Below are 19,076 nucleotides of genomic sequence, written 5' to 3'. Positions count from 1 at the left end.
ATCAGAGGCTCTTCTGGATCTCGGCCCAGTTGCGCTCGACGTCGTCGAGACCGCCGCACATGAAGAACGCCTGCTCGGCCACGTGGTCGTACTCGCCGTCGGCGATCTTGTTGAACGCCTCGATGGTGTCGGCGACGGGGACGGTCGAGCCCTCGATGCCGGTGAACTGCTTGGCGACGTAGGTGTTCTGCGACAGGAACCGCTGGATCCGGCGGGCCCGGCTGACGATGATCTTGTCCTCCTCGGACAGCTCGTCGACACCGAGGATCGCGATGATGTCCTGCAGCTCCTTGTTGCGCTGGAGGATCTGCTTGACGCGGATCGCGCAGTCGTAGTGCGCCTGCCCGATGTACTGCGGGTCGAGGATCCGCGACGTCGAGGTCAGCGGGTCCACGGCCGGGTAGATGCCGAGCGAGGCGATCTCACGGGACAGCTCCGTGGTCGCGTCGAGGTGGGCGAAGGTGGTCGCCGGCGCCGGGTCGGTGTAGTCGTCCGCCGGCACGTAGATCGCCTGCATCGAGGTGATCGAGTGACCGCGGGTCGAGGTGATCCGCTCCTGCAGCGTGCCCATCTCGTCGGCGAGGTTGGGCTGGTAGCCCACCGCGGACGGCATCCGGCCGAGCAGCGTCGAGACCTCCGAGCCGGCCTGGGTGAAGCGGAAGATGTTGTCGATGAAGAGCAGCACGTCCTGCTTCTGCACGTCGCGGAAGTACTCCGCCATCGTGAGCGCGGAGAGCGCCACCCGCAGCCGGGTGCCCGGCGGCTCGTCCATCTGGCCGAAGACGAGGGCGGTCTGGCCGAAGACGCCGGCCTCCTCCATCTCGACGATGAGGTCGTTGCCTTCGCGGGTGCGCTCGCCGACGCCGGCGAACACGGACACACCGCCGTGGTTGCGGGCGACGCGGGCGATCATCTCCTGGATCAGCACGGTCTTGCCCACGCCGGCGCCGCCGAACAGGCCGATCTTGCCGCCGGTCACGTACGGCGTCAGCAGGTCGATGACCTTGATGCCGGTCTCGAACATCTGGGTCTTCGCCTCGAGCTGGTCGAAGGCGGGCGCCTTGCGGTGGATGCCCCACCGCTCGTTGATCTCGAGCTTCTCGCCCTCCTCGAGGTTGAGGACGTCACCGGTCGCGTTGAACACGCGGCCGAGGGTCACGTCGCCCACGGGCACCGTGATCGGGCCGCCGGTGTCGGTCACGCTCTGGCCGCGGACCAGGCCGTCGGTCGGCTTCAGCGAGATGGCACGGACCATGCCGTCGCCGATGTGCTGTGCCACCTCGAGCGGCAGCAGCGCGGTCTCGCCGCCGAGGGTGACCTCGACCTCGAGCTTGTTGTAGATCTCCGGCATGGCGTCGACCGGGAACTCGATGTCGACGACCGGGCCGATCACGCGCGCGATCCGACCCACGGACGTGGTGGTCTCTTCAGCCGTTGCAGTCATGGCTCTGTTCTCCGTAATTTCCGGTGAGTTCGTAAGTGGGTCAGTCGTTCGCAGCCTGGGCGTCGGCGAGGGCGTTCACGCCACCGACGATCTCGCTGATCTCCTGGGTGATGCCGGCCTGCCGGGCCTGGTTGGCGATCCGGGTGAACTTCTTGATGAGCTCCTCGGCGTTGTCCGTCGCCGACTTCATCGCCTTCTGGCGGGCTGCCAGCTCGGAGGCGGCCGCCTGCAGGAGGCAGAAGAAGATCCGGCTCTGGACGTACTGCGGGAGCAGCCCGTCGAGGACGGCCTCGGCCGAGGGCTCGAACTCGTAGAGCGGCAGCAGGTCGTCGGCCGACGGGGCCTCCTCGCCCTCCACCACCTCGAGCGGCAGCAGCCGGACCGCGGTGGGCTCCTGGGTGAGCATGGACCGGAAGCGGGTGTAGACGATGTGGACCTCGTCGACGTCCCCCTCTTCGCCCTGCTCCTTCAGGAACGCCTCGATCAGCGCCGCCCCGATCTCCGCCGCCTTGTCGTAGGACGGCTGGTCGGAGAACCCGGTCCAGGACTGGACGAAGGGCCGGTTGCGGAACTTGAAGTAGGCCTCCGCCTTGCGCCCGGCGAGGAAGAAGTCGATCTCCTTGCCCTCGTCGCGGAGCCGCTCGGCGAGCCGCTCGGTCTCCTTCAGCACGCTCGAGGAGTAGGCACCGGCCAGGCCACGGTCGCTGGTGATCACCAGCACCGCCGCCCGCTTCGGGTTCTCCTCCTCCCGCGTCAGCGGGTGGTCGACGTTGGAGAACGTCGCCACCGCCGACACGGCGCGGGTCAGCTCGCGGGCGTACGGCGCTGCCGCCGCGGCCCGCTGCTGCGCCTTGATGATCCGGGACGCAGCGATGAGCTCCATGGCGCGCGTGATCTTCTTCATCGACTCCGTCGACTTGATCCGCGCTCGGTACTCACGCAATGACACTGCCATGCGACTGGCCCCTACGCCCGCTTCTGCTTGACGATCTGCTCCTGCTCGAGCTCGTCGTCCGGCAGCGCGCCGGCCTCCGGCTCGTGACCGACCTTGATCGAGGCGCCCTCGGACGTCTCGAACTGGTCGAGGAAGGAGTCGTACGCCGCCTCGAGACCGGCCTCGTCCTCGAACTTCCGGGTCTCCCGGATCGCCGCGAGGATGCCCTCGTGCGAGAGCTTGAGGTAGTCGAGGAACTCGCGCTCGAAGCGGAGGACGTCCTGGACCGGCACCCGGTCGAGGCGGCCGGACGTGCCCAGCCACAGGGAGACGGTCATCTCCTCCAGCGGGTACGGCGAGTAGGCCGGCTGCTTGAGCAGCGCCATCAGCCGCTGACCGCGGTCGAGCTGCTGGCGCGACGCCGCGTCGAGGTCGGAGGCGAACATCGCGAACGCCTCCATCGCGCGGTACTGCGCCAGGTCGACCTTGAGCGAGCCGGTGACGGCCTTCATCGCCTTGGTCATCGCCGCGCCACCCACGCGCGACACCGAGATGCCGACGTCGATCGCGGGCCGCTGGTTGGACGCGAACAGGTCCGACTGCAGGAAGATCTGGCCGTCGGTGATCGAGATGACGTTGGTCGGGATGAACGCCGAGACGTCGTTGGCCTTGGTCTCGATGATCGGGAGACCGGTCATCGAGCCGGCACCCAGCTCGTCGGAGAGCTTCGCGCAGCGCTCCAGCAGGCGGGAGTGCAGGTAGAAGACGTCACCCGGGTACGCCTCGCGGCCCGGCGGGCGGCGCAGCAGCAGGGACACGGCGCGGTAGGCCTCGGCCTGCTTGGTCAGGTCGTCGAACACGATCAGGACGTGCTTGCCGTCGTACATCCAGTGCTGGCCGATGGCCGAGCCGGTGTAGGGCGCGAGGTACTTGAAGCCCGCGCTGTCGGACGCCGGCGCCGCCACGATGGTGGTGTACTCCAGCGCGCCGGCCTCCTCGAGGGCACCGCGGACCGACGCGATCGTCGAGCCCTTCTGGCCGATGCCGACGTAGATGCAGCGAACCTGCTTGGTCGGGTCGCCCGACTCCCAGTTCTGCTTCTGGTTGATGATCGTGTCGATCGCGATCGTGGTCTTGCCGGTCGCGCGGTCGCCGATGATGAGCTGGCGCTGGCCGCGACCGATCGGGGTCATCGAGTCGATCGCCTTGATGCCGGTGGCCAGCGGCTCGTGGACCGACTTGCGGGCCATCACGCCGGGAGCCTGGAGCTCCAGCGCACGGCGGCCGGTCGTGGCGATCTCGCCGAGGCCGTCGATCGGCTTGCCGAGCGGGTCGACCACGCGGCCGAGGTAGCCGTCGCCGACGGGGACCGAGAGGATCTCGCCGGTACGGCGGACCGTCTGGCCCTCCTCGATGTTGTCGAAGTCACCGAGGACGACGACGCCGATCTCCCGGTCCTCGAGGTTGAGCGCGAGGCCGAGCGTGCCGTCCTCGAACTCGAGCAGCTCGTTGGCCATGCACGACGGGAGGCCGCTGACCCGGGCGATGCCGTCACCGGCGGACGCGACGGTGCCGACCTCCTCGGTGCTGGCGGCGTCAGGCTGGTAGTCCGCGACGTACTTGGCGAGCGCGTCGCGGATCTCGTCCGGACGGATGGAGAGTTCCGTCATCTCAGGTGCCTTCTCTCTTGTCTGTCTGTCTTGGCGTCGTTGGGTGCCGTGCCGGCGTGGGCCGTCAGCCGGCGATCTTGCGGCGGGCGTCGTCCAGGCGGCTGGAGACGGTGCCGTCGATGACGTGGTCGCCGACCTCCACGCGGATGCCGCCGAGGACCTCGGGCTCGACGACGACGTTGAGGTGGATCGGCCGGCCGTACTGGCGCTGGAGTGCCGACGCGAGCCGCTGCTGGTCGCTGTCGGACAGCGGCCGGGCGACGTGGACGGTGGCGACTCCCTCGCCGTGGACCTCGGCCGCGGTCTTCTCGTAGTCCTCCAGCGCCGCGGTGACGGTGCGGTAGGACCCGGCGAGCGCCTGGCGGACCAGGAGCACCGTCGCGGGAAGGGTCTTGCCGGCGAGCAGGGACTCGACCAGCCGCGCCTTGTCGGCGCCGCTGCGCGCGGGGTCGGACAGCGCGTTGCGCAGGTCGCTGTTGTCGTTGACCAGGCGGCGCACCGCGAACAGCTCGTCGACGAGTCGCTCGCCCTCGGAGCCGGCGGACCGGACCGCCGCGACGACGCCCAGGTGCTCCAGGGCGTCGGCGAAGTCGCGGGTGCGGGTCCAGCGGCGCCGTGCGGCACCGGTGAGGAGGTCCAGGGTGGCCGGGTCGACCTTGCCGCCGAAGACCTGCGAGACCACGCCGGTGCGGGCCTCGGCCGGCACCGACTGGTCGGTGGCGTAGCGGCGCAGCGCACCCTCCGCCCGGACGCTCTGCGCCACGGCGAAGAGGTCCTCGGCGACCTTGCCGGCCGACGCCTCGGCCATCCCACCGACCTGGTCGGTGAGGGCGGCCGCGGCCTCCGCGGAGGCTCCCCGGAAGGACACCATCAGACGTTGCCTTCCTCGGCGCGCGGGTCGGCGGCGACGGGCTCCCCGGACTCCAGCTCGGCGAGGAACCGCTCGATGACGCGCGACTGGCGCGCGTCGTCCTCGAGCGACTCGCCGACGATCCGGCCGGCGAGGCCGGTCGCGAGCGCGCCGACCTCGGCGCGCAGCGAGGTGACCGCCTGCTGGCGCTCGGCCTCGATCTGCGCCTTGCCGTGCTCGACGATCCGGGAGGACTCGGCCTGAGCCTGCTCCCGCATCTCGGCCACGATCGCGGCACCCTGCTCGCGGGCCTCCTCGCGGATGCGGGCGGCCTCGTGCCGGGCGTCGGCGAGCTGCTGCTCCAGCTCGGCCAGCTTGGCGTCGGCCTCGGCCTGCTTGGTCGCGGCCGCGGCGATGCCACCCTCGATCGCCTGCGTCCGCTCCGCGAACGTCTTCTCGAAGTTCGGGACCACGAACTTCCGCACGGCGAAGAAGAGGATGCCGAACACCACGAGGGAGATCGCCACCTCCTCCCAGAGCGGGACGAGGGGGTTGTGCTCCTCCCCCTCGGCGGCGGCGAGGATCACCAGTGATTTCATGGACCTGACCTATCTGGGTCGAGCTTGGTGGTCGATGCGCTGGAGACGTCGTCGGGGACGAGCGTCACTCAGTGCTGGAGCCCGTGAGGACGAACGCGAGCGCGATGCCGATGATGGCGAGCGCCTCGGCGAGCGCGAACCCGAGGATCGCGATCGACTGCAGGCGGCCCTGCGCCTCGGGCTGGCGGGCGACGCCGTTGATGTACGCGGCGAAGATGAGACCGATGCCGATACCCGGGCCGATGGCGGCCAGGCCGTAACCGATCATGTTGAGAGAGCCACCCATGGCTACTTTCCTTTCGGGTTGTTTTCTCGTGCGAGAACTGTGGGTTGGTGGTGGTCGTGCGTCGTGCTGTGGATCAGTGCTCGTCCGCCAGCGCGCCCTGGATGTACATCGCGTTGAGCAGGACGAACACGTAGGCCTGCAGGGCCTGGACCAGGAGCTCGAGGAAGCTGACGAGGATCGCCAGGATCCACGAGGCACCGCCCGCGAGGATGCCGATCGCACCGCCGTACTCGGCGATGAGGTAGAGGCCGCCGGTGGCGAAGAGGACCAGCAGGATGTGGCCGGCGAACATGTTGGCGAAGAGTCGCAGCGCCAGCGTGACCGGACGGACCAGGATGTTGGAGAAGAACTCCAGCGGCACGAGCAGCGGGTACATGAACGGGCTCACGCCGGACGGCACGCTCTGGAGCTTGAGGTAGCCGATCAGGCCGTGCTTCCAGATGCCGACGGCGTTGTAGATGATCCACGACAGGGCGGCCAGGGCGTAGGCCATGCCGGCCCGGCTGAAGGTCGGGAACTGGAAGAACGGGATGCTGGCGAACAGGTTGTTCACCAGGATGAAGAAGAACAGCGCCACCAGGTAGGGCACGAATCTCTGGAAGTCGTGGCTGCCGATGATGTCGCGGGCGACGCCGTTGCGGACGAAGCCGTAGGCGCCCTCGCCGGCGAACTGGAGCCGGCCCGGCACCAGGCTGCGGCTGCGGGACGCGGCGTACAGCAGGCCGAAGACGAGCAGGGCCGCGATGACCAGCTGGAGCATGGGCTTGGTGACGCCGAACCCGGCGATCTCGAAGACCGGGGGCAGGTCGAAGATGCCCGGGCCCGGGGCGTGGAAGCCCTCCCCCTCGGCTGCGGCGGTGGCGCTGGCTGCGGTGATCACCAGGTCTCCTCTACGTGTCCTGCTTCGGGTCGTGCGTGGACTGGTCGCTGTGGTCTGCCCGGAACCGGCTGAAGGTCATGTAGATCCCCAACGCTGCGCCGATCAGGATGCCGACGGCCACCAGGTAACGGGTGCCGAGCCATCGGTCCGCGAGCCAGCCCAGCAAACCGTAGAACAACACCCCCGCCACGATGTAGCCGAAGGCGTGCCACGGGTCGCCCTTCGACTTCTCCTCGGGCTGACTCATTGCGCCCCGGACAATAGCAGCCGGCCATGCTCATCGCGCACCGCCCTCGGGGGTGGTCGCCGCCGGCTCCGCAGCCCTGTCAGCGGACTGCTTCCCGGTCGGGTCGTCGGCCGTCTCGAAGGCCGGGATCCGGGCCGTCGTGGACAGCCGGAGGTGCACCGCGGTCCACACCAGGGTGCCCGCGATGATCGCGCCACCGAGCCATTCTCGGCTCACTTCCGCGTCGAGGAGTCCGGAGCGGCTGAGCGCCACGAAGGCGAGCGCCATCACCACCACCTGGAAGGTGTAGGTCACCATGGCGAAGAGCAGCGAGGCGGCCGGCAGCAGACGCGCCACCGCGTCGACCGCGAGCGCTCCGAACGCGAACACGCCGACGGACAGGGCCGTCCCGATCAACGCTCCCCACGCCGCCGGAGCGCCGTCGGCGAGGAGGCCGAGCGCCGCCACGACCAGCCCGACCGCCAGGGCGGCCGTCGCCGCACGCGTCACCGCGGCGGGTCTGCGGGCTTCGGTCGTCTTCATCGGCGGCCGTTTCTCGTCGCTGGTCCTGGCGGTCCGGAGGGAGCTCTCCGGGACTTCGTGAAAGTTATCACAAGGTCGTGGCGGGCGCCGAATCGGGTGACCCGCCCGAGCGGCCGTCGCCCGGCCGGCCCTCGACCTCCTCCTCGCCGTCCCCCGGTCCCGCGGGCTCCTCCTCGTCGTCCACCGCCGAGCCTTCCTCCTCCTCGCTGGCCGGCAGGTCCGGGTCATGGACCAGCGGGAGCGCGAAGGTGAGGGCGACGGTGACGGCCAGCCCGACGCCGAGGCCGATCCACACCGGCGGACCGGTGAACAGGCTCGCGACCACGACGCCGAAGGCGATCAGCCCCGCCCACAGCCACATGATGATCACCGCCCGCCGGTGCGAGTGACCGATCTCCAGCAGCCGGTGGTGCAGGTGCTGCTTGTCGGGCGCGAACGGCGAGCGACCTGCGCGGGTGCGTCGTACGACGGCGAGGACCAGGTCGCCGAGCGGCACGATCAGGATCAGGATCGGCAGGGCCACCGGCAGCAGCACCGGCATCAGGCTGGCGCGCGCACCGTCGGCGCCCTGGGCGAGGTCACCGGGGGCGAACTGGGTCGTCACGGTGATCGCGGTGGCCGACAGGACCAGGCCGATCAGCATCGACCCGCTGTCCCCCATGAACAGCCGGGCGGGGTGGAAGTTGTGCACGAGGAAGCCGGCGCAGGCGCCCGCCAGGGCGGCCGACAGCAGGGCGCCGGTCGTCGCCAGGGTCACCTCGTTGAGGAACGCCAGCGAGTAGCAGAAGAGGAAGAAGGCGGCCGCGCTGATGCCGATCACACCGGCCGCGAGCCCGTCGAGGCCGTCGATGAAGTTCACCGCGTTGACGGTGGCCACGACCACCAGCGCGGTCAGCAGCGCGCCCTGGGCGGTGTCGAGGACGAACTGGGAGCCGTCGGGCTGGTAGAAGTAGCGGAACTGGATGCCGGAGTAGACCAGCACGCCGACCGCCAGCACCTGGCCGCCGAACTTGGTGAGCGCGTCGAGGTCGAAGATGTCGTCGATCACCCCGACCGCGCAGACCAGGGCACCGGCGACCAGGACCGAGAGGGCGTCCTCGAAGACGAACGGGCTCGCCGTGCTGAGGAACGGGAGCTCGCGCGCGATCAGGAACGCCGCGAGCAGACCGCCCATCATGGCGAGCCCGCCCAGGTACGGGATCGGCTCGGCGTGGACGTCGCGGTCACGGACCTTGGCGACGGCCCCGGTGCGGACCGCGATCTCCCGGGCGACCACCGTCAGCAGGTAGGTGACGACGGCCGCGACCAGGAAGACGACGACGTACTCACGCATCGCGCGGGTCTGCCTCCGAGTCGGCGCTCGCGGTGCCGGCGACCTCGTCGGTCGCGTCGCCGGTCGTGCCGCCGGTCGTGTCGACGGTCGTGTCGAGCTCGGCGAGCGCGGCGTCGATCTCCTCCACGGAGACGGCGCCCAGCCGGAGCAGGCGCGGCCGGGGGCCGGTCGTGTCGAGGATCGTCGAGGCCACCCCGCCCGGCGCGGGACCGTCGTCGACCACCACGGCCACCGACTCGCCCAGCATGTCCATCGCCTCACCGGCGTCCAGCGCGGCGGGCATGCCGGTCAGGTTGGCGGAGCTGACCGCGAGCGGACCGGTGCGGTCGAGCAGCGCCCGCGCGAGGTCGTGGTCGGGCATCCGGACCGCCACCGTGCCGCGCGTCTCCCCCAGGTCCCACTGCAGCGACGGCTGCTGGTGGCAGACGATGGTGAGCGCTCCCGGCCAGAACCGCTGCACCAGCACGGTGACGTAGGCCGGCACCTGGGTGGCGAGAGCGTCGAGCGTGCTCGCCGAGCTGACCAGGACCGGCGGCGGCATCTCCCGGCCGCGGCCCTTGGCGGCGAGCAGCCGCGAGACGGCCTCGGGGTCGAACGCGTCGGCGCCCACGCCGTAGACCGTGTCCGTCGGGAGGACGACCAGGCGGCCGCGTCGTACGGCGCTGCTGGCGGCGTCGAGCGCGGCCTCGCGCTGCTCGTCGGACTCGGTGGGGAACAGCTCGGCACTCACGTCATGCATCCTTCCATCGGTCCGGCGGCTCAGCGAGGGCGGCGTGCCGTGAGGTAGCGCGGCCGCCCGGCCAGGTCGCGGTGGTCGCGGACCTCCTCCCAGCGGCCGCTGCCGCTGAACACACCGGGAGCCGACTCCCCCTGCACGTCGGCGTGCTCGACGCCGACGACCCCGCCGGGCCGGAGCAGCACGGCGGCCCGGCGCTCGATCGCCCGGATCGCGTCCAGCCCGTCGTCGCCGGAGAACAGCGCGAGGTGCGGGTCGTGGTCGCGCGCCTCGACGGCGACCGACTCCCAGGCCTCGAGCGGCACGTAGGGCGGGTTCGACACGACGACGTCGACCTGCCCGAGGAGGTCGTCGAACGCGGTGGCGAGGTCGCCGAGCCGCAGATCGACGGAGGTGCCCGCCAGGTTGCGCTCGGCCCAGCCGTGCGCCCGCGGGTCCAGCTCCACGGCGAGGACGCGGGCGTGAGGCACCTCGTCGACGAGGCTCCGCGCGATCACGCCGGAGCCGGTGCACAGGTCGACCACGACGGGTGCCCGGCCGCCGGCGACCGTGCCGGCCTGCTCGATGGCCCAGCCCGCGAGCAGCTCGGTCTCCGGACGCGGCACGAACACGCCGGCGCCCACCTCGACGGCCACGTGCCGGAACCACGCCCTGCCGAGCAGGTGCTGGAGCGGCTCGCGGGCGGCGCGACGGGCGACCAGGCCGTCGTAGTCCCTCGCGCGGTCGACCGCCACCTCCTCCACGAGAGGCAGCTGGGAGCGGCGGGTGCCCAGGACGTGGGCCAGCAGCTCAGCGGCGTCGTGCTCGGGGCTGGCGACGCCCGCGGCGCGCAGGCGCTCGGCGCCGGTCGCCAGCAACGCCCGCGCCAGCGGCACTACGCGTCCTCCAGGGCGGCGAGCCGCGCGGCCATGTCGGCGTCCACGCACGAGTCGAGCAGCGGCTGCAGGTCACCGTCGAGGACCTGGTCGAGGTTGTAGGCCTTGTAGCCGGTGCGGTGGTCGGAGATCCGGTTCTCCGGGAAGTTGTAGGTGCGGATCCGCTCCGACCGGTCGACGGTGCGGACCTGGCTGCGTCGCGCGTCGCTCGCCTCGGCGTCCGCGGCGTCCTGTGCCGCCTGCAGCAGCCGCGCCCGCAGGATGCGGAGCGCCTGCTCCTTGTTCTGCAGCTGCGACTTCTCGTTCTGGCAGCTCACCACGATCCCGGTCGGCAGGTGGGTGATCCGCACGGCGGAGTCGGTGGTGTTGACGCTCTGCCCACCCGGTCCCGAGGACCGGAAGACGTCGATCCGCAGGTCGTTGTCGTTGATCTCGACGTCGACCTGCTCGGCCTCCGGCATCACCAGCACGCCGGCCGCGGACGTGTGGATGCGGCCCTGCGACTCGGTGACCGGCACCCGCTGCACCCGGTGCACCCCGCCCTCGAACTTCAGCAGGCCGTACGGCGCCCCGCCGGGCTCCGGGGTGCCGGTCGCCTTGACGGCCACCGTGACGGACTTGTAGCCGCCGAGGTCGGACTCCGTGGCGTCGAGGACCTCGGTCTTCCATCCCCGACGCTCGGCGTAGCGGGCGTACATCCGGAACAGGTCGCCGGCGAACAGCGCGCTCTCCTCGCCGCCCTCCCCGGACTTCACCTCCACGATGGCATCCTTGTCGTCCGCGGGGTCGCGCGGCACCAGCAGCCGGCGCAGCCGCTCGGCCGCCTCCTCCCGCTCCACGAGCAGGGCGTCGACCTCACCCGCGAACGACGGGTCGTCGGCGGCCAGCTCGCGCGCCGCCTGCGCGTCCTCGCCGTGCCGCTGCCACTCCCGCCAGGTGCCGATGATGGCGTTGAGCTCCGCGTAGCGCCGGTTGAGGGTGCGGGCCAGGCGAGCGTCGGCGTGGGTCTCGGGGAGCGCGAGCCGTGTCTCCAGCTCGGCGTGCTCGGCGAGCATGCCCTCGACGGCTTCGAACATGGCGGAACCCTTCGCTGCGACGACCGGTGGAAATGACGAACGCCGGTCGCACCACCCGGAGGCGGGGCGACCGGCGCGGTCAGGCGGCTACTTCTTGCCGGCCTTGGCGTAGCGGGCCTCGAAGCGGGCCACACGGCCGCCGGTGTCGAGGATCTTCTGCTTGCCGGTGTAGAACGGGTGGCACTGCGAGCACACGTCGGCGTGGATGCTGCCGGAGGTCGCGGTGCTGCGGGTCGTGAAGGTGTTGCCGCAGGTGCAGGTCACCTCGGTCACGACGTAGTCCGGGTGGATGTCCTTCTTCATGGGTGTCCTCTCAACATGTCCCGGGTCGCCGCACGGACGTGGGGCGTGAACCGGGACCGACCGATCCATTCTACGGACCCGGCGACTCGGCACCGAATCCTGAACGGCCCTCCCCCAACGGCGGGGAGAGGGCGCTGATTCCCGCTCAGTCGGCCTCGAGCCCGGACCTCTGCACCTGGAGCAGGAACTGGTGGTTGGTCTGCGAGGCTCGGAGCCGCTCCAGCAGCAGCTCGAGCGCCGCCTGCGGCTCGCGGCCGGCGAGCGCGCGCCGCAGCCTCCATGTGATCTCGACCTCCTCCTTGGCGAGCAGGAGCTCCTCGCGCCGGGTGCCCGAGGCGACGGCGTCGATGGCGGGGAACAGCCGCTTCTCGGCCAGCTCGCCGCGGAGCCGGACCTCCATGTTGCCGGCGCCCGTGAACTCCTCGAGGATCACCTCGTCGGTCTTCGAGCCCGACTCGACCACGGCCGTGGCCAGGATGGTCAGCGAGCCGCCGTTCTCGATGTTGCGCGCTGCACCGAAGAACCTCTTCGGCGGGTGCAGCGCAGCCGAGTCGACGCCACCCGAGAGGATGCGGCCGCTCGCGGGCGTGGCGAGGTTGTAGGCCCGGCCCAGCCGGGTGATGCCGTCGAGCAGCACCACCACGTCGTGCCCCAGCTCGACCAGCCGCTTGGCGCGCTCGATCGCGAGCTCGGCGACCGTGGTGTGGTCCGCCGGCGGGCGGTCGAACGTGCTGGCGATCACCTCCCCCTTGATGGAGCGCTCGAAGTCCGTGACCTCCTCCGGACGCTCGTCGACGAGCACGACCATCAGGTGGCACTCCGGGTTGTTCGTCGTGATCGAGCTCGCGATCGACTGCAGGATCATCGTCTTGCCCGCCTTCGCCGGGGAGACGATGAGACCCCGCTGCCCCTTGCCGATGGGCGCGGCGATGTCGATCACCCGACCGGTGAGGTTCTCGGGCGTCGTCTCCATCCGCAGCCGCTCGCCGGGATACAGCGGCGTCAGCTTCTCGAAGTCGACGCGGTTCCTCGCATGTTCGGGGTCGACGCCGTTGACGGTGTCGATGCGCACCATCGGGTTGAACTTCTCACGGCGCTCGCCCTCGCGCGGCTGGCGGACCTGGCCGGTGATCGCGTCACCGCGGCGCAGGCCGTATTTCCGCACCAGGGAGAGGGAGAGGTAGACGTCGTCGGGACCGGCGAGGTAGCCGCTGGTCCGCACGAAGGCGTAGTTGTCGAGCACGTCGAGGATGCCTGCGGCCGGCACCAGCACGTCGTCCTCGCGCACCTCGGTGTCCGGCTCGCGGGTGCCACGCGGGGTCCGGTCGCGGTCGCGTCCGCGGCGCCGGCGGTTGCGGCGGCTGCCGCCCTCCCCGTCCGCGTCATCGCTTTGGTCCTGCTGGTCCCGCTGGGCGGGCTGGTCCTGCTTGTCCTGCTGGCCGCGCTTGCTCTGCTGGCCCTGCTGTTGCTGCTGTTGCTGGCCCTGCTGGCTCTGCTTGACCTGCTGGCTCTGCTTGGCCTGCTGGCTCTGCCTGTCGGGCTTGTCGGGCTGCCCCGGCTTCTCAGCCTGGTCGGCCTGGTCAGCCTGGTCAGCCTGGTCAGCCCGGTCAGCCCGGTCAGCCGAGGCCTGGCGGTCCGGCCTGGACCGCTCACCCCGCGGCTGGCCGCCCCTCGGCTGCTCGCCCGTCGGCTGCTCGCCCTTCGCCTCGTCGGCCGGCGGCCGCTCCTGCTTCGCCTGGTCCTGCTTGCGGCGACCGGTCTGGCTCTCCCGCCCGTCGGGCCGGCTCTGGGGGGCGGGGTCGCCCTGCTCGGCCCGCCGGTCGCCGTCGCGGCTCTCCCCGGAACCCGAGTGCTGCCCGGCCTGGGCCGCCTTGATGGCGTCGACCAGCTGCGCCTTCTTCATGCTGCCGGCACCGGCGATGCCCATGCCGCTCGCCATCGCCTTGAGGTCGGCGAGCAGCATCGAGTTGAGGCCACCGCCGCGCTTCTTGGGGGTCCCGCCCTTGTCGCCGGCGGCCCCTCCGTCGTCGCGGGGAGCACCGCCCTGGTCGGCGGGCGCGGCGGAGTCGAGGGTCTCTGTCACGTGAGTCCTTCCCACGTATCACGCTCGTTCCGGACCCGGATCACACCGGCGGAACGGCAAGCTGGACTGGCTGCTCTCCCGGGCCGGAACGGCGTCGTCGACGCGGATCGTGGTGGAACCTGACCGTCGCTCGGTGTCGGCCGGGCCGGAGGAGACGGGCTCGCGGAGGAGCCCGGGGCGCCGAGATCTGTGGCGCCCCGCCAATGTACCACCAGCCTCCGGAGCGTCAGCGGTCTTCCGCCGGAGCGGCGCCCCGGTCGCTGATGCGCAGGGCCTGCGCGTGCCACCCCTCGGGACACCGCGCCACGAGAGCGTCGGCCGTGGCGGTGCCCGGGCCGTCGGCGAAGGCGAGCACCGTGGGGCCCGCGCCGGAGACCACCGCAGGGACCCCGTCGGCACGCAGGTCCTCCACCAGGGCCAGGCTCTGGGGCATCACCGGGCGGCGGTACTCCTGGTGCAGCCGGTCCTCGGTGGCCCGGAGCAGCTCCTCGGGGCGTGCCGCGAGGGCCGCGACGAGCAGGGCCGCCCGGCCGGCGTTGGCGGCCGCGTCCGCATGCGGCACCTCGGCGGGCAGCAGCTCCCGAGCGGCGTCGGTGGAGACCGGCGTCGGCGGCACGAACACCACCGCCCCCACCCGCGGGTCCACCGAGCCGGGCACGGCGAAGAACGAGCCGTCCCCGTCCTGACCGGCGATGACGAAGCCGCCGAGCAGCGCCGGCGCGACGTTGTCGGGGTGTCCCTCGAGCCGCGCGGCGAGGTCGAGCAGCGCGGCGTCGTCGAGGAGCAGCCGACCGCCGGCGAGCAGCTCGCGGGCCAGCCACACGCCTGCCACGATCGCCGCCGACGACGAGCCGAGGCCCCGGGCGTGCGGGATGACGTTCGTGCAGCTGAGGCGGAGGCCGGGCGGCTCGGTCCCGAGCCGCTCGAAGGCCGCCCGCATCGCGCGGACGACGAGATGCCGGTCGTCGCGGGGCACCTCGTCGGCTCCATGGCCGGAGACCTCGATCTCGAGCCCGCTCGGGACGACCTCCGCCTCCAGCACGTCACGCAGCTCCACGGCCAGCCCCAGTGCGTCGAAGCCGGGGCCGAGGTTGGCGGCGGTCGCGGGCACCGTCACCCGCACCGGACCGTCGACGAACGTCATCGGCACGACGTCCGATCAGAGGCCGGCGGCGCGCGCCGCGGCGTCGACCTCGGCGTCCACGACGACGTCGGGCAGGGTGAGGCCGTCGAGGGCGGTGGCGATGTCCTTGAGCCCGTGACCGGTCACGGTCAGCGCGACGACCTTGCCCTGGTAGGACTCGCCGGCGCCCAGCTCGGCGAGGAGGCCGGCGACACCGGCGGCCGAGGCCGGCTCGACGAAGACGCCGTCCTGGGCGGCGAGGGCCTTCTGGGCCGCCAGGATCTGGGCGTCGGAGACCGCCGCGAACCGGCCGCCCGACTCGTCGCGAGCGGCCTCGGCCAGCTTCCACGACGCCGGATTGCCGATCCGGATCGCCGTCGCGGCGGTCTCGGGGTCCGGGAACGGCTCACCCGTCACCAGGGGCGCCGCGCCCTCCGCCTGGAAGCCCCGCATGACGGGCCGCCGGGTGGACCGGCCGAGGGCGGCGTACTGCGTGTAGCCGAGCCAGTAGGCGGAGATGTTGCCGGCGTTGCCGACAGGCAGCAGGTGGTAGTCCGGAGCGTCGCCCAGGAAGTCGCAGATCTCGAAGGCCGCCGTCTTCTGACCCTCGAGCCGAGCCGGGTTGACGGAGTTGACCAGGGCGACGGGGTAGTGCCACGCCATCTCCCGGGCCATCCGCAGGCAGTCGTCGAAGTTGCCGCGGACCTGGATGACGCGGGAGCCGTGCAGCACGGCCTGAGCCATCTTGCCCGCCGCGATCTTGCCCTCGGGCACGAGCACGACCGGCGTGAGCCCTGCCTTGGCGGCGTACGCCGCCATCGAGGCCGACGTGTTCCCGGTGGACGCGCAGACCACGGCCTTCGCGCCGTCGCCGACCGCGACCGAGATCGCGGTGGTCATGCCGCGGTCCTTGAAGGAGCCGGTCGGGTTGCTGCCCTCGACCTTGAGCCACACGTCGGCGCCGGTCAGCGCGGACAGCCACTCCGAGTGCACGAGCGGGGTCCCGCCCTCACGCAGGGTCACCGCCGGGGTGTCCTCCGGGATGTCGAGGAGCTCGCGGTACTCCTCGATGACCCCGCGCCACTGCCGGCCGGTCGCGGCCCCGCTGCTGCCCACGCCACTTCCGCCGTTCACTCGTCGGTCCCCTCGACGCGCATCACCGAGGTGACCTCGCGGACGATGTCCATGTCGCGCAGCCGCTCGACCGTCGCGCTCAGTGCGGCGTCGGTCGCCTCGTGCGAGACCACCACGAGCTGGGCGTCGTCGCCGCGGCCCTCCTGGCGCACGGTCTGGATGGAGACGCCGTGCTCCGCGAACGCCTGGGCCACGGCGGCCAGCACGCCGGCGCGGTCGTCGACGTCGATCGCCACGTGGTAGCGGGTCATCGTCTCCCCCATCGGCAGGACGGCGCGGTCCGCGTAGGCGGACTCGCCGACGCCGCGGGTGCCCTGTCGGTGGTTGCGCGCCACCGTCACCAGGTCACCGAGGACCGCGCTCGCGGTCGGCGAGCCGCCGGCGCCGGGCCCGTAGAACATGAGCTGACCGGCGGCCTCGGACTCGACGAAGACCGCGTTGTAGGCCTCGCGCACGCTCGCGAGCGGGTGCGACCTCGGGATCATCGCCGGGTGCACCCGCACGCTGACCGCCCCGTCGGTCTCCCCCGCGACGTCGTCGCGCAGCTCGGCGATGGCGAGGAGCTTGACCACCGAGCCCATCTCGCGGGCCGACCGGACGTCGCCGGCGGTGATCTCCGTGATCCCCTCGCGGTGCACGTCGGCGGCCGTCACCCGGGAGTGGAAGGCGAGGCTCGCCAGGATCGCGGCCTTCGCCGCCGCGTCGAAGCCCTCCACGTCGGCGGTCGGGTCGGCCTCCGCGTAGCCGAGCGCCTGGGCCTCCTCGAGCGCGTCGGCGAAGCCGGCGCCGGAGGTGTCCATCTTGTCCAGGATGAAGTTCGTCGTCCCGTTGACGATCCCCAGGACGCGGGTGACCCGGTCACCGGCCAGCGACTCGCGCAACGGGCGCAGGATCGGGATCGCGCCGGCGACGGCGGCCTCGTAGTAGAGGTCGCGACCTGCCTTCTCGGCGGCCTCGAACAGCGTGGGGCCGTCTTCGGCCAGCAGCGCCTTGTTGGCCGTCACCACGGAGGCGCCGTTCTCCAGCGCGGCGAGGATCAGGGACCTGGCGGGCTCGATGCCGCCGATCACCTCGATCACCAGGTCGACGTCGTCGCGGGCGACGAGGCCGGCCGCGTCGGTGGTGAGCAGCTCGCCGGGCACGTCGACGTCACGCGGCGCGTCCAGGCGTCGTACGGCGACGCCGGCGAGCTCCACGCGCGCGCCGACGCGCGCCGCGAGGTCGTCGGCCTGCTCACCGAGGAGCCGCACCACCTGCGACCCGACGGACCCGCAGCCGAGCACGGCGACCTTGAGTGGACTGTTCACCGGCCCAGCCTATCGGCGGCGCCGGCGCGGCCCGACGCGGACGGCGCCTGGCGGACAGCAGGGCGCGGCGGAGAGCCGGCGCACCCGGTCAGTCGACGACCAGGACCACCTTGCCCACCGACCGGCGGGCCTCCAGTGCGCGGTGCGCCTCGGCGGCGGCCGCGAGCGGGAACACCGAGCCGACGTGGGGCACGCGCGACCCGTCGGCCGCCGCATCGAGCGCCTTGCGCTCGAACTCCGCGAGCCGGCTCAGGATCGGCGGGCCGAGCACTTCGACCACCGGACGCGCCGGGTCGTCGTAATCGTTCTGCTCGCCCGACGACCACCCGAAGCGGACCAGCCGGCCACCGGGGGCGAGCCGCTCGTAGAGCGCCCGGCCCACCGCACCTCCGACACCGTCCAGTACGACGGTGAGCGGATCGGTCGCACCGAGCTGTCGGGTCCAGTCGGCGGCGAGGTAGTCGATGCCGACGTGGGCGCCGAGCTCGCGGACCAGCACCACCTTGTCCGCCCCGCCCGCCAGGCCGAGCGCCACGGCGCCGGCGTTGCGGACGCCCTGCACCAGCAGCGTGCCGAGCCCGCCCGCGGCCGAGGTCACCGCGACGACGTCGCCGGCACCGATCCGCGCCAGGTCGAGGATGGCCGCGGCGGTGCGTCCGGTGCCGATCGCGGCCACGGCCGCGTGCGGGGACAGCCCGGCGGGGACCTCGTAGACGCGACCGGCGTCGACCACGGCCCGCTCGGCGTAGCCCCCGCCGGCCATCCCCAGGTGCGCGACGACGGTGCGACCGAGCCAGGACCCGTCGACGCCGTCGCCCACCCCGTCCACCACCCCCGAGACCTCCCGCCCCGGCACCGTGGGGAGCTCCGGGCGCGGGCCAGCACCGAAGGACTCCCCGGCGCGGATGGACGTGTCGAGCAGGTGCACGCCCGCCGCCTGCACCGCGACGCGCAGCTGTCCGCGAGCGGGCTCGGGATCGGGCAGGTCCTCGAGCACGAGGACGTCGGGGCCGCCGAAGCGGTGGTGTCGGATCGCTCTCATGGCCCTAGCGAACAACCTGAAGTACGGTTCAGGTCAATGACGGACCTGAACCGCGCGCTGCGCAGCCACGACCTCACCCCTGGCGACGTCGCCCGACGGGCCGGCGTCACCGTGTCGGCCCTGCACTTCTACGAGCGGGAGGGCCTGATCACCAGCATCCGCACCGCAGGCAACCAGCGCCGCTACCACCGTGACGTCCTCCGGAGGATCGCCTTCATCCGGATCTCCCAGCGCGTCGGCATCGCCCTCGCCGAGATCCGCGAGGCGCTCGCCACCCTGCCCGAGGGCAGGACGCCGACCAAGGCCGACTGGGAGCGGCTCTCGCGCCGCTGGCAGTCGAAGCTGGACGAGCGGATCGCCCAGCTCCAGGCGCTCCGCGACGACCTGACCGGCTGCATCGGCTGCGGCTGCCTGTCCCTCAAGGCCTGTGCCCTGGTCAACCCCGGCGACGAGCTGGAGCGCTTCGGCCCCGGTGCCGTCCGCCTCGAGCGGCCCGGACGCTAGCTGTACTCACCACGGACGTTAGGTACGGCGTGCCTGCTGGACGATGACGAAGACCTCCGGGTGAGGTGTGAAGCGACCAAGCATTCGCATCTCACAACCGGAGGCCTTCGTGTCCCACGCTAACGCCC

General features: G+C 71.9%; 20 protein-coding genes. 1 reads left to right on the top strand and 19 read right to left on the bottom strand.

What is annotated here, in order from left to right; all coding sequences use genetic code 11:
• Position 1 precedes the first annotated feature (1 nt).
• From atpD to ACPOLA_RS16940, 19 genes are all read right to left on the bottom strand, one after another.
• A complete protein-coding gene (gene atpD / locus ACPOLA_RS17030; RefSeq protein ID WP_435771697.1) occupies positions 2 to 1,444 on the bottom strand; it encodes a F0F1 ATP synthase subunit beta in 1,443 nt (480 codons plus the stop codon).
• A 40-nt stretch (positions 1,445 to 1,484) separates the two neighbouring features.
• Positions 1,485 to 2,399, bottom strand: coding sequence for a F0F1 ATP synthase subunit gamma (locus ACPOLA_RS17025; RefSeq protein WP_435771696.1), 915 nt, complete (start codon positions 2,397 to 2,399; stop codon positions 1,485 to 1,487).
• 11 nt (positions 2,400 to 2,410) lie between these two features.
• The gene (gene atpA / locus ACPOLA_RS17020) at positions 2,411 to 4,048 is read right to left on the bottom strand and encodes a F0F1 ATP synthase subunit alpha (RefSeq protein ID WP_435771695.1); all 1,638 of its coding nucleotides are present in this window, start codon (positions 4,046 to 4,048) and stop codon (positions 2,411 to 2,413) included.
• A gap of 64 nt (positions 4,049 to 4,112) precedes the next feature.
• The gene (locus tag ACPOLA_RS17015) at positions 4,113 to 4,919 is read right to left on the bottom strand and encodes a F0F1 ATP synthase subunit delta (RefSeq protein WP_435771694.1); all 807 of its coding nucleotides are present in this window, start codon (positions 4,917 to 4,919) and stop codon (positions 4,113 to 4,115) included.
• Positions 4,919 to 5,497 carry a F0F1 ATP synthase subunit B gene (locus tag ACPOLA_RS17010; RefSeq protein WP_435771693.1) on the bottom strand — a complete coding sequence of 193 codons (579 nt, stop codon included), beginning with the start codon at positions 5,495 to 5,497 and terminating at the stop codon, positions 4,919 to 4,921. Before ACPOLA_RS17010 ends, ACPOLA_RS17015 begins: the two co-directional genes overlap by 1 nt.
• A 64-nt stretch (positions 5,498 to 5,561) precedes the next feature.
• Complete coding sequence (gene atpE / locus ACPOLA_RS17005) at positions 5,562 to 5,783, bottom strand: ATP synthase F0 subunit C (protein WP_435771692.1); 222 nt, start codon at positions 5,781 to 5,783, stop codon at positions 5,562 to 5,564.
• A 73-nt stretch (positions 5,784 to 5,856) separates the two neighbouring features.
• A complete protein-coding gene (gene atpB, locus ACPOLA_RS17000) occupies positions 5,857 to 6,663 on the bottom strand; it encodes a F0F1 ATP synthase subunit A (RefSeq protein WP_435771691.1) in 807 nt (268 codons plus the stop codon).
• A 10-nt stretch (positions 6,664 to 6,673) separates the two neighbouring features.
• Positions 6,674 to 6,910 carry an AtpZ/AtpI family protein gene (locus ACPOLA_RS16995; RefSeq protein WP_435771690.1) on the bottom strand — a complete coding sequence of 79 codons (237 nt, stop codon included), beginning with the start codon at positions 6,908 to 6,910 and terminating at the stop codon, positions 6,674 to 6,676.
• Positions 6,911 to 6,940: 30 nt separating this feature from the next.
• Positions 6,941 to 7,432 carry a hypothetical protein gene (locus tag ACPOLA_RS16990; RefSeq protein WP_435771689.1) on the bottom strand — a complete coding sequence of 164 codons (492 nt, stop codon included), beginning with the start codon at positions 7,430 to 7,432 and terminating at the stop codon, positions 6,941 to 6,943.
• Positions 7,433 to 7,499: 67 nt separating this feature from the next.
• A complete protein-coding gene (locus ACPOLA_RS16985; RefSeq protein ID WP_435771688.1) occupies positions 7,500 to 8,765 on the bottom strand; it encodes an MraY family glycosyltransferase in 1,266 nt (421 codons plus the stop codon).
• Positions 8,758 to 9,495: an L-threonylcarbamoyladenylate synthase gene (locus ACPOLA_RS16980; protein ID WP_435771687.1), complete on the bottom strand. Its 738-nt coding sequence runs from the start codon at positions 9,493 to 9,495 to the stop codon at positions 8,758 to 8,760. Before ACPOLA_RS16980 ends, ACPOLA_RS16985 begins: the two co-directional genes overlap by 8 nt.
• A 29-nt stretch (positions 9,496 to 9,524) precedes the next feature.
• Positions 9,525 to 10,376 carry a peptide chain release factor N(5)-glutamine methyltransferase gene (gene prmC / locus ACPOLA_RS16975; RefSeq protein WP_435771686.1) on the bottom strand — a complete coding sequence of 284 codons (852 nt, stop codon included), beginning with the start codon at positions 10,374 to 10,376 and terminating at the stop codon, positions 9,525 to 9,527.
• The gene (prfA, locus tag ACPOLA_RS16970) at positions 10,376 to 11,452 is read right to left on the bottom strand and encodes a peptide chain release factor 1 (protein WP_435771685.1); all 1,077 of its coding nucleotides are present in this window, start codon (positions 11,450 to 11,452) and stop codon (positions 10,376 to 10,378) included. The genes prmC and prfA overlap by 1 nt, the downstream gene beginning before the upstream one ends.
• A gap of 87 nt (positions 11,453 to 11,539) precedes the next feature.
• Positions 11,540 to 11,755, bottom strand: a complete 216-nt coding sequence (gene rpmE / locus ACPOLA_RS16965) for a 50S ribosomal protein L31 (protein ID WP_435771684.1) — start codon at positions 11,753 to 11,755, stop codon at positions 11,540 to 11,542.
• 145 nt (positions 11,756 to 11,900) lie between these two features.
• Complete coding sequence (gene rho, locus ACPOLA_RS16960) at positions 11,901 to 13,838, bottom strand: transcription termination factor Rho (RefSeq protein ID WP_435771683.1); 1,938 nt, start codon at positions 13,836 to 13,838, stop codon at positions 11,901 to 11,903.
• Positions 13,839 to 14,064: 226 nt separating this feature from the next.
• Positions 14,065 to 14,982, bottom strand: coding sequence for a homoserine kinase (gene thrB, locus ACPOLA_RS16955; protein WP_435771682.1), 918 nt, complete (start codon positions 14,980 to 14,982; stop codon positions 14,065 to 14,067).
• Positions 14,983 to 14,997: 15 nt separating this feature from the next.
• A complete protein-coding gene (thrC, locus tag ACPOLA_RS16950; protein WP_435771681.1) occupies positions 14,998 to 16,077 on the bottom strand; it encodes a threonine synthase in 1,080 nt (359 codons plus the stop codon).
• Positions 16,078 to 16,091: 14 nt separating this feature from the next.
• Positions 16,092 to 17,402, bottom strand: coding sequence for a homoserine dehydrogenase (locus ACPOLA_RS16945; RefSeq protein ID WP_435771680.1), 1,311 nt, complete (start codon positions 17,400 to 17,402; stop codon positions 16,092 to 16,094).
• An 88-nt stretch (positions 17,403 to 17,490) separates the two neighbouring features.
• A complete protein-coding gene (locus tag ACPOLA_RS16940) occupies positions 17,491 to 18,444 on the bottom strand; it encodes a zinc-binding dehydrogenase (protein WP_435771679.1) in 954 nt (317 codons plus the stop codon).
• 36 nt (positions 18,445 to 18,480) lie between these two features.
• On the opposite strand from ACPOLA_RS16940, the gene soxR reads away from it, so the two are divergent.
• Positions 18,481 to 18,948: a redox-sensitive transcriptional activator SoxR gene (gene soxR, locus ACPOLA_RS16935; RefSeq protein ID WP_435771678.1), complete on the top strand. Its 468-nt coding sequence runs from the start codon at positions 18,481 to 18,483 to the stop codon at positions 18,946 to 18,948.
• The last annotated feature ends 128 nt before the right edge of the window (positions 18,949 to 19,076 follow it).

Origin of the sequence: Nocardioides proteolyticus (assembly GCF_051280635.3) — a bacterium.
GTDB lineage: Bacteria > Actinomycetota > Actinomycetes > Propionibacteriales > Nocardioidaceae > Nocardioides.
Note: the sequence above shows the minus strand (reverse complement) of the source record. Positions and strands in the feature narration are given on the sequence as shown.

Excerpts from the sequence above, each read along its gene's own strand:
- atpD (WP_435771697.1), bottom strand. The coding sequence starts at position 1,444 with ATGACTGCAACGGCTGAAGAGACCACCACGTCCGTGGGTCGGATCGCG.
- ACPOLA_RS17025 (WP_435771696.1), bottom strand. The coding sequence starts at position 2,399 with ATGGCAGTGTCATTGCGTGAGTACCGAGCGCGGATCAAGTCGACGGAG.
- atpA (WP_435771695.1), bottom strand. The coding sequence starts at position 4,048 with ATGACGGAACTCTCCATCCGTCCGGACGAGATCCGCGACGCGCTCGCC.
- ACPOLA_RS17015 (WP_435771694.1), bottom strand. The coding sequence starts at position 4,919 with ATGGTGTCCTTCCGGGGAGCCTCCGCGGAGGCCGCGGCCGCCCTCACC.
- ACPOLA_RS17010 (WP_435771693.1), bottom strand. The coding sequence starts at position 5,497 with ATGAAATCACTGGTGATCCTCGCCGCCGCCGAGGGGGAGGAGCACAAC.
- atpE (WP_435771692.1), bottom strand. The coding sequence starts at position 5,783 with ATGGGTGGCTCTCTCAACATGATCGGTTACGGCCTGGCCGCCATCGGC.
- ACPOLA_RS16995 (WP_435771690.1), bottom strand. The coding sequence starts at position 6,910 with ATGAGTCAGCCCGAGGAGAAGTCGAAGGGCGACCCGTGGCACGCCTTC.
- ACPOLA_RS16990 (WP_435771689.1), bottom strand. The coding sequence starts at position 7,432 with ATGAAGACGACCGAAGCCCGCAGACCCGCCGCGGTGACGCGTGCGGCG.
- ACPOLA_RS16985 (WP_435771688.1), bottom strand. The coding sequence starts at position 8,765 with ATGCGTGAGTACGTCGTCGTCTTCCTGGTCGCGGCCGTCGTCACCTAC.
- prfA (WP_435771685.1), bottom strand. The coding sequence starts at position 11,452 with ATGTTCGAAGCCGTCGAGGGCATGCTCGCCGAGCACGCCGAGCTGGAG.
- rpmE (WP_435771684.1), bottom strand. The coding sequence starts at position 11,755 with ATGAAGAAGGACATCCACCCGGACTACGTCGTGACCGAGGTGACCTGC.
- thrB (WP_435771682.1), bottom strand. The coding sequence starts at position 14,982 with ATGACGTTCGTCGACGGTCCGGTGCGGGTGACGGTGCCCGCGACCGCC.
- ACPOLA_RS16940 (WP_435771679.1), bottom strand. The coding sequence starts at position 18,444 with ATGAGAGCGATCCGACACCACCGCTTCGGCGGCCCCGACGTCCTCGTG.
- soxR (WP_435771678.1), top strand. The coding sequence starts at position 18,481 with ATGACGGACCTGAACCGCGCGCTGCGCAGCCACGACCTCACCCCTGGC.